6 protein-coding genes are annotated in these 8,902 nt (G+C 60.5%); 4 read left to right on the top strand and 2 right to left on the bottom strand.

Annotation, left to right across the window (positions count from 1 at the left end; all coding sequences use genetic code 11):
- The coding region (galE, locus tag DWW73_RS09410; protein WP_233509185.1) for a UDP-glucose 4-epimerase GalE at nucleotides 1–1,022 on the bottom strand (1,022 nt) is incomplete at its 3' end.
- A gap of 266 nt (nucleotides 1,023–1,288) precedes the next feature.
- Between galE and DWW73_RS09415 the strand changes: the two genes are divergently transcribed.
- Complete coding sequence (locus DWW73_RS09415) at nucleotides 1,289–2,494, top strand: hypothetical protein (RefSeq protein WP_006235871.1); 1,206 nt, start codon at nucleotides 1,289–1,291, stop codon at nucleotides 2,492–2,494.
- A gap of 217 nt (nucleotides 2,495–2,711) precedes the next feature.
- On the opposite strand, the gene murB is transcribed toward DWW73_RS09415, so the two are convergent.
- A complete protein-coding gene (murB, locus tag DWW73_RS09420; protein ID WP_117779428.1) occupies nucleotides 2,712–3,674 on the bottom strand; it encodes a UDP-N-acetylmuramate dehydrogenase in 963 nt (320 codons plus the stop codon).
- 183 nt (nucleotides 3,675–3,857) lie between these two features.
- Between murB and DWW73_RS09425 the strand changes: the two genes are divergently transcribed.
- From DWW73_RS09425 to DWW73_RS09435, 3 genes are all read left to right on the top strand, one after another.
- Nucleotides 3,858–4,886 carry a LacI family DNA-binding transcriptional regulator gene (locus tag DWW73_RS09425; protein WP_089573627.1) on the top strand — a complete coding sequence of 343 codons (1,029 nt, stop codon included), beginning with the start codon at nucleotides 3,858–3,860 and terminating at the stop codon, nucleotides 4,884–4,886.
- 204 nt (nucleotides 4,887–5,090) lie between these two features.
- Nucleotides 5,091–7,619, top strand: coding sequence for a phosphoketolase (locus DWW73_RS09430; RefSeq protein WP_117779429.1), 2,529 nt, complete (start codon nucleotides 5,091–5,093; stop codon nucleotides 7,617–7,619).
- A gap of 258 nt (nucleotides 7,620–7,877) precedes the next feature.
- The gene (locus DWW73_RS09435; protein WP_117779430.1) at nucleotides 7,878–8,816 is read left to right on the top strand and encodes an AEC family transporter; all 939 of its coding nucleotides are present in this window, start codon (nucleotides 7,878–7,880) and stop codon (nucleotides 8,814–8,816) included.
- Nucleotides 8,817–8,902: the final 86 nt, after the last annotated feature.

The following is an 8,902-nucleotide window of genomic DNA, read 5'->3' on the forward strand; positions in this document are numbered from 1 at the left end:
CAATTCCAGCTGTCGCGGCACATGTCCGCGATGTCGTACTGGGCCTTCCAGCCCATCATGCGTTCGGCCTTGGAGGCATCGCACCAGTTGGCGGCGATATCGCCGGCACGGCGCTCGCGAATCACGTAGGGCAGCTCCTTGCCGCAGGCCTTGGAGAAGGCGGCGACGACCTCGAGTACCGAGGTGCCGGTGCCGGTGCCCAGGTTAAAGATCTCGACGCCGGTCTTGCCGTTCATCCAGTTGAGGGCGGCAACGTGACCAGATGCCAGGTCGCACACGTGGATGTAGTCGCGCACGCCGGTGCCGTCGGGGGTGGGGTAGTCGTTGCCAAAGACCTGAACGGCCTCGAGCTTACCGACGGCGACCTGGGCGACGTAGGGCACCAGGTTGTTGGGGATGCCCTTGGGGTCCTCGCCGATCAGGCCCGATGGATGGGCACCGATGGGATTGAAGTAACGGAGCAGCACGACGTCCCACTCGGGGTCGGCGGTGTGGACGTCCATGAGGATCTGCTCAATCATCCACTTGGTCCAACCATAGGGGTTGGTCGCGGGCTTCTTAGGATCCTCCTCGGTGACGGGTGGGTTGTCCGGATCGCCGTAGACGGTCGAAGAGCTCGAGAAGATGATGGACTTACAACCGTGGTTGCGCATGACATCGATGAGCACCAGGGTGTTCTCGATATTGTTGTGGTAGTACTCGACGGGCTTGCTCACCGACTCGCCAACGGCCTTAAAGCCGGCGAAGTGGATGACGCGGTCGATCTGGTGGGTATCGAAGATCTTGTTCATCGCATCGCGGTCGAGCACGTTGGCCTCGTAGAAGGTGAGGTTCTTGGCGGCCTCGTCGCCCACGATGGTCTTGACGCGGTCGATGGCAACGGCGCTGGAGTTGGAGAGGTCATCGACGACGACAACCTGGTAGCCACCCTCGAGCAGCTGAACGACGGTGTGCGAGCCGATAAAGCCGGCGCCACCGGTAACGAGGACGCAGGTGTCTTTGGGGTCGAGTGCTTTGGACATGTAGTCTCCTATCGAATCAGGAACACTTCTAGAGGGGAGTATAGCGCAGGCGGGGACGCCCAAATCGTGCGCTGTAGGAAAAGCAGAGGATTATGTTAACGTACTCATAACAGAGCTTGCGTGCGCATAACCTGATCTTTGGTATTTGCTTACGAGCCGCCGACCTTGCAGTTTCCTGCCGTTCGTGGAAATCGTTGGGACGCGCCATATGTACGCTAATATGTATGAGTTGAGCGACATATAAATAAGCATGTAACGGAGTACATATGTCACCAAACAGCGATTCCATCCTTTCCCAGGAGCTCTCGCGCCGCACTGCCCTCAAGGCCCTGTTCGGCGCCGCTTCTGCGGCAGTTCTTTTTGGCCTGCCCGCTCGCGCCCATGCGGCGGAGGCTTCCAAAGAAACCACCGATAAACTGAATGCCGCCCAGGCCCAGCTCGACGAGGTTCAGGCCCAGCTCGACAGCATCGCAAATGAGTATGCGGCGCTGGCCAACAAGAATGCCCAGACCCTCAACGACATCGAGAATGTCCAGGGCAAGATTGACGACACGCAGGCCCAGATCGATGAAAAGAAGGCCGAGCTCAAGAAGAAGCGCAACGACCTTTCCGATCGCGTGGCCGCCAGCTACAAGTCCGGCGGCACGAACATCCTGTCGCTGCTGCTGGCCTCTGGCTCGTTTGAGGAACTCGTCGCCAACGCGCATTACGTTGAGAAGATCAACAAGAGCGACCGCGACGCCATCGAGGACATTCAGACCATCCAGGAAGAGCTCGATGCGCAAAAGACCGAGCTCGAGTCGCAGAAGGCCGACTTAGAGAAGCTCAAGGACCAGCAGACTGCCCAGATGCAGGACATGCAGGCCAAGCAGCAAGAAGTCCAGACCGTGCTGAACGGTCTTTCCGACGACGTCAAGGAGCTCATGGCTCAGCGCGATTCCGAGATCCTCGCTGCCGCCCAGGCTGAGGAGGCCGCTAGGAAGGCTGCCGCTGCCGCGGCTGCCGCGAACAAGAACAATTCCTACTCGGGTGGTTCGAGCTCGGGCGGTGGATCGTATGCGCCCGGAACTCCGCAGCAGAATGCCGGCTCGGGCAAGCAGCAGGCCGTCGTCAACGCGTGCTACTCCACGCCTTCGCCGGGTCAGAACTGGTGCGCGGCGTGGGTTACCAATGTCTTCCGCAATGCCGGCGTGGGCTATTTTGGCGGCAACGCGTGTGACATGTTCAACGCCTGGTGCTATAGCTCCGACCGCTCGGCGCTGCAGGTGGGCATGATCGTGGCCGATTCCTCGCACAGCGGCACGGGTGCTCCGGGCCTTATCTACGGTCATGTGGGTATCTACGTTGGCGGCGGCATCGTTATGAGCAACGAGGGTGCCATTACGTCTAAGTCGCTTGATTCGTTTATTAGCTTCTATGGTACTGGCTCTGGCGTGCGTTGGGGCTGGCTTGGCGGTATTGCGCTGTCGTAACGCAAGTTGGGCCGGGACTGTCCGAGAGGCATAAGGTTGCCTGCTCGGACAGTCCTGCTCGCACGGAGAGCACATTAAGTGCTCTCCGGCTCGTGCGGAACTCGCGATCAACCTTATGCCTCTCGGACAGTCCCGGCTCTCTTGGGTTCGGGGCGCGACACACCGGACTGGGTTATCTGAATAAATATGGTGAAGGCCCCTTTCGGGGCCTTCTTTTTTAGAGGAATTCGCCGACTCGGTGGACTTCGGGTTCGAGGTCCACGTCGAATTGGTCTTTGACGGTTGTTTGGATGTGGCGGATGAGTTCGTCGACATCGGCGGCGGTGGCGTGGTCGGCGTTGACGATGAAGCCGCAGTGCTTTTCGCTCACCTGCGCGCCGCCAATGGCGTGTCCTCGCAGGCCGGCGTCCATGATGAGCTTGCCGGCAAAGTGGCCCTCGGGGCGCTTGAAGGTGGAGCCGGCACTCGGCATGTCGAGTGGCTGCTTGTCCTCGCGGCGCTGGCGGTAGTCGTCCATGTCGGCCTTGATCATCGCGGCGTTGCCCGGGGCGAGATTGAAAGTGGCCGAAAGCACGATGAAACCGTCGTCGGCAATGCGGCTCTTGCGATAGCCCAGGTTGAGCTCATCGACATCGAACTCGATAATGCTGCCGCTACCGCGGGTGCCGTCGTCGAGCATGCGGGCGGGCTTGTAGACGCGCACGGACTCCAGCACATCGGCCATGCAGGCGCCGTATGCTCCGGCGTTCATGTAGCAGGCACCGCCGACCGATCCGGGAATGCCCGAGATGGGCTCCATGCCGGTAAGGCCGGCCTCGGCTGCCGCGGCTGCGACATCGGAAAGCAAGGCGCCGGCTGCCGCCGTGACGTGCGCGCCGTCGACCGTAATGTCGGAGAGGCCCTCGCCCAGCGCTACGACGACGCCGCGGATGCCCTTGTCGCCGACGAGCAAGTCAGAGCCGTTGCCCACGATGGTGAGTGGTAGATTGCAGCGATAGCAGGTATCGAGCGTGGCGACGAGGCCTTGCTCAGTATCGGGCGTGACAAAGACGTCGGCCGGACCGCCGATCTTAAACGTGGTGTGCTCGCGCATGGGCTCGCTCATCAGCACGTTGTCCTCGCCGGCAACGCCAGCGAGCGCGCACAGCAGGTCCTCGTTAAAAAAATCGTTCTCGTGCATACGAATATCCGCCTTTTGGTGGTCGTTGTCATCAATCGATTGCAATATACCCCACCCGGACGGATTTGGTGCGCTGGCGGCGATAAAACAGCCGTCCACCGGATTGGTAAAGTGTTTATCACCGAGGTAGAGGGGTAGTCGCTATACTTTCAAGAGATTGCGCGTAAACCCGGAAGGAGCGAGATGGCCAACAAAGTCACCCTCAAGCAGATCGCCCAGGAGGTGGGGCTTTCCCCCTCGTCGGTCTCGCTTGTTCTCAATAATCGGCCCTGTCGCATCTCGGAAGAAAACCGCAAGCTCATCAAAGAGGTCGCGGCGCGCAACCACTATGTTCCCAACCAGATTGCGCGCAGCCTGGTCATGCGCGAGTCGCGCACGCTGGGCCTTATCGTCCCTAACATCGAGAGCCGCTTTTTTGCCTCGCTCGCCGGTAGCCTGGAAAAGCGCTGCCGCGAGGACGGCTATGCGCTCTTCATTACCAGCTCGGGCGGAAGCGCCGATGACGATCTGGAGCTGCTGCGCCAGCTGGTGACGCGCGGCGTTGATGGCGTCTTCCTGGTGGTGGGTGACGAGTTCTCCGATGACCGCGCCCTGCGCGAAGAAGTCAGCCACCTGCCCATCCCGGCCGTAATGGTCGACCGTGCCATTGAGGGGCTCGAGTGCGACAAGGTGATGTTCGACCACGAGATGGGCGGCTATATGGCCACCCGCTATCTGATCGAGCAAGGCCACCGCCGTATTGCCTGCCTGGTTAATGCCCGCCGTTCCAATACGGGTCGCAAGCGACTTGCCGGCTATGAGCGCGCGCTGCGCGAGGTTGGCCTGCCGATCGACGCGCGTTTGGAGTTTGAGAGCGAGTACTACATTCCGAGCGCATACGAGGCCTCGGAGGCAGTGCTCGCAACTGACGCCACTGCCGTGTTCGCAAGCTCAGATAACATTGCCCTCGGTTTGCTCAAGCGCTTACACGAGATGGGGAAGAGCATCCCGGGCGATATCTCGGTGGTGAGCTATGACAACTCGGCGGCCGACGTTCTCTTTGAGCCGGCGCTGACCGCGATTGAGCAGGACCCTGGTGTCCTTGCGGAGCATGCTTTTGGCTGCATGTCCAAGCGTCTTGCCGGTAGGGGCGGCAGGCGTGCCGAAGAGGTCGTTCTGGAGCCGGAGCTTATCGTTAAGGACAGCGTGCTCGAGCTTACTAAACACAACTAAACACGTTTACCAATTTGCAGAGACCGAATGTGGAGCACCTGTGACAATCAACGCCGCAGGTGAATGTCGCGTTTTGCTAATCGATGGGATTGATAAGGGTGGTAAAACGTTTTTTCACCATGATAAAACGTTTTAGCAAATATACTGGTCCCAACGAAAGGTTGCCGTATTGGAGGGTGACCGCACAGCGAAGGGACATAAACAATGGCTAAAACACTGGGGACGCCGTGGCAAAAGCTGGGCCACGAGGTGCCGGCTTCCGAGCTCGAGGGCGTCGACCTGTATTGGCGCGCATCGAACTATCTGTCCGTCGGTCAGATCTACCTTCGCTCTAACCCGCTAATGCGCCCCGACTTTGTCGACGAGAAAACCGGTGAGGTGCGCGACTTCGGTCGTCCGGACGTTAAGCACCGCCTGGTTGGCCACTGGGGCACCACGCCCGGCATCAACTTCCTGTTCGGTCACGTCAATCGACTGATCGCCGACCACAACCAGAATGCTATCTTCTTGATGGGCCCTGGTCACGGTGGCCCCGCCGGTACTGCTCAGTCGCTGCTCGACGGCACCTACCGCGAGATTCGCCCCGACATCACCAATGACGAGGCAGGCCTGCAGAAGTTCTTCCGCCAGTTCTCCTATCCCGGCGGCATCCCGAGCCACTTTGCGCCCGAGACGCCCGGTTCCATCCACGAGGGCGGCGAGCTCGGCTACACGCTCAGCCACGCTTACGGTGCCGTCATGGACAACCCGAGCCTGCTGGCCGTGGCCGTGGTGGGCGATGGCGAGTCCGAGACCGGTCCGCTCGCGACCTCTTGGCAGTCCAACAAGCTCGTGAACCCGGCAACCGACGGCATCGTCCTGCCGATCCTGCACCTCAACGGCTACAAGATCGCCAACCCCACCATCCTTGCCCGCGTGTCCGATGAGGAGCTCACCAAGTTCTTTGAGGGCATGGGCTATAAGCCGCACTTCTTTGTCGCCGGCTTTGACGACGAGAGCCACGCAAGCATTCATGCGCGTTTCGCTGCCCTGTTTGAGCAGGTCTTTGACGAGATCTGTGACATCAAGGTCACCGCGCAGGCCCAGGCCGCCGCAGGCGAGACCGTGGTCCGCCCGGCCTACCCCATGATTGTGTTCCGTACGCCCAAGGGCTGGACTTGCCCCAAGCACATCGACGGCAAGAAGACCGAGGACTCCTGGCGCGCGCATCAGGTGCCGCTGGCGAGTGCCAAGGACACCCACGAGCACTTCCGCGTGCTGCGCGAGTGGCTGCGTTCCTACAAGCCCGAGGAGCTCTTTACGCCCGAGGGCCAGGTGCGCCCCGAGGTGACGGCCTTTATGCCGACCGGCGAGTTGCGCATCGGCGCCAACCCCAACGCGAACGGCGGTAAGGTGCGTCGCGAGCTCGAGCTGCCCGATATTCATGCCCACGAGGTCCCCGTCGCAACTAAGGGTCATGGCTGGGGCTCCACCGAGGCCGCCCGCGTCTTTGGTGAGTACACTGCCGACGTTCTGGCCAAGAACATGGATGACTTCCGCATCTTTGGTCCCGACGAGACCGCGTCCAACCGTCTGCAGGCTGCCTACAAGGTGACCAAGAAGCAGTGGGACGCCGGCTTCTACGAGGACGAGGCCAACGACGAGCTGCTGGCAGGCTCCGGTAAGGTCGTCGAGCAGCTGTCCGAGCACCAATGCGAGGGCTTCCTCGAGGCCTACGTGCTCACTGGCCGTTCCGGCGTGTGGAGCTCCTACGAGAGCTTTGTCCATGTGGTCGACTCCATGGTCAACCAGCACTGCAAGTGGCTCGAGGCTACCAAGCGCGAGATTCCGTGGCGTGCCCCCATCAGCGGCCTTAACATTTTGCTGTCGAGCCACGTCTGGCGTCAGGACCACAACGGCTTCTCGCACCAGGACCCCGGCTTTATCGACCTGCTGCTCAACAAGGCCAACGACACGCACATCGTGAATGCCTACTATCCGGCCGACGCCAACATGGCCCTCGCTGTGGCCGAGCGCGTCTACCAGTCCACTGACTGCGTCAACGCCATCTTCTGCGGCAAGCAGCCTGCCCCGACCTTCCAGACGGTTGACGAGGCCTGCGCCGAGCTCGCCGAGGGCGTCGCAACCTGGAAGTGGGCATCGACTGCCGACTCGCTCGCCGAGGCTGACGTCGTGGTTGCCACGTGCGGTGACGTGCCGACGCTTGAGGCCCTGGCTGCAACCGATATGCTGCGCGAGCTAGGCATTAAGGTGTGGTTCGTTAACGTGGTCGATCTGCTCAAGATTCAAAACGTCTGCGAGAACGACCAGGCCATCAGCGATGAGCGCTGGGCTGAGCTGTTCGGCTGCGGTGAGAAGCCCGTGCTCTTTGCGTTCCACGCCTATGCCGGCACGATTCGCCGCCTGATCTGGAACCGCCCCGGCCACGACGCCTTCCGCGTCCACGGCTACGAGGAGAAGGGCTCCACGACCACGCCGTTCGACATGCTGCGTCTGAACAACATGGACCGCTGGGCCCTGGCCGCCGACGTGCTGCGCATGGTCGACGCCAATAAGTTTGCCGAGCAGATTGATGAGTGGGAGGCCTTCCGCACCGAGGCCTTTGAGTTCGCGTGCGACGAGGGCTACGATCACCCCGCCTTTACCGACTGGGTCTGGCCCGACGCCGCAGCCGCAACTGCAGCCGACGGCGCGCTTTCTGCAACGCAGATGACTGCGGGCGACAACGAGTAGGTAGGCATCCGGGACGGTCTCCCCGCCCGGAGGCGGCCCTCTCGACCGTTTCGATATGCGGGGGCTGATATTTTTTTATGTAATGGGGACACGGCTGCTACTTCCTTGAAAACCGTGCATCTAACTTTGGTCAGCCAAGATTACATTGCCGGGGCCGGGGTGCCTGCTTTGTTTTGAGAAGTTCGCGGAGCCCACTTCTCAAAACAAAGCAGGCGCCCCGGCCCTCGTGAAATATCGTGGAATAGATAAGGGGGAAGCATGAGCTTTACGAGTGTGGCGCTTCAGATGTTGACGGTTTCGCTGCCTATTTTGTTGGGGTGGTGTATCGCCAAGCTGGGGTTTATGAAAGCGGAGTTCGAGCGCGAGCTGTCGCATCTGCTGTTGCAGGTGGCGCTACCGTGCTTGGTGCTTTCGTCAGCGCTGGGCGATGATGTGAAGCTTCCGAGCATTGCCGAGACGTTTTCGCTCATGGGTCTGTCCTTTGTGATGTATGTGGTGGCGACCGTTATCGCGTTTGCTGTCACCGCTGCTCTTCGCGTTCCCAAAGGGACAGAATGCTCGTATCGCTTCGCCGTGCTTTTCGGTAATGCCGGGTTTATCGGTTTTCCGGTTATTTCGGCGGTGTTGGGAAAACAAGCACTGTTGTATGCATCGATTGCGCTTATCCCCCTAAACCTTCTTATGTTTACCGTCGGTGCCATGTTATTTACCGGAATGGATGGCGGCCTTAAAAAGCAGATGCGCAATATTGCCGCCTGCTGCAAGAGTCCTGGTCTCATTGCAAGTGCTGTTGTGCTTGGGATCGTGCTAACCGGATGGACCGATTGGGGCGTGTTGGGCGACTCGATTTCCATTGTTGGCACCATGACCACTCCAGCGGCATTGTTGCTCATGGGATCGTCTATCGCCAAGTACCGTCCGCTCGAGATGCTTACCAACTGGCGCGCCTATGTCGCCGTGGCGTTTCGCCTGGTTGTCGTGCCGGTGGCATGTCTTGCCGTCGCGCGCTTGTGGCCCGGCATGACGCCCATGTTTATCGCGACGCTTGTGCTCGAGATGGCAATGCCGGTGGGCAGCAACGGTACGCTGTACTGCCTACAATACGGCAAGGATGCACGCCCCATGATGCAGTGCACGTTTTTGTCGATCATCTGCTCCATTTTGACCATCCCACTCGTAGCCACACTGTGCGGGTAGGCATTCGGGACGGTCTCGCGCTGGGGCCTTGCCCGGCTGGGCGGCCTTGCTCCGGGAAGTGGGCTTCGCGAACTTCCCGGAGCAAG

It is taken from the genome of Collinsella sp. AF16-8 (genome assembly GCF_003462695.1).
Lineage (GTDB): Bacteria > Actinomycetota > Coriobacteriia > Coriobacteriales > Coriobacteriaceae > Collinsella.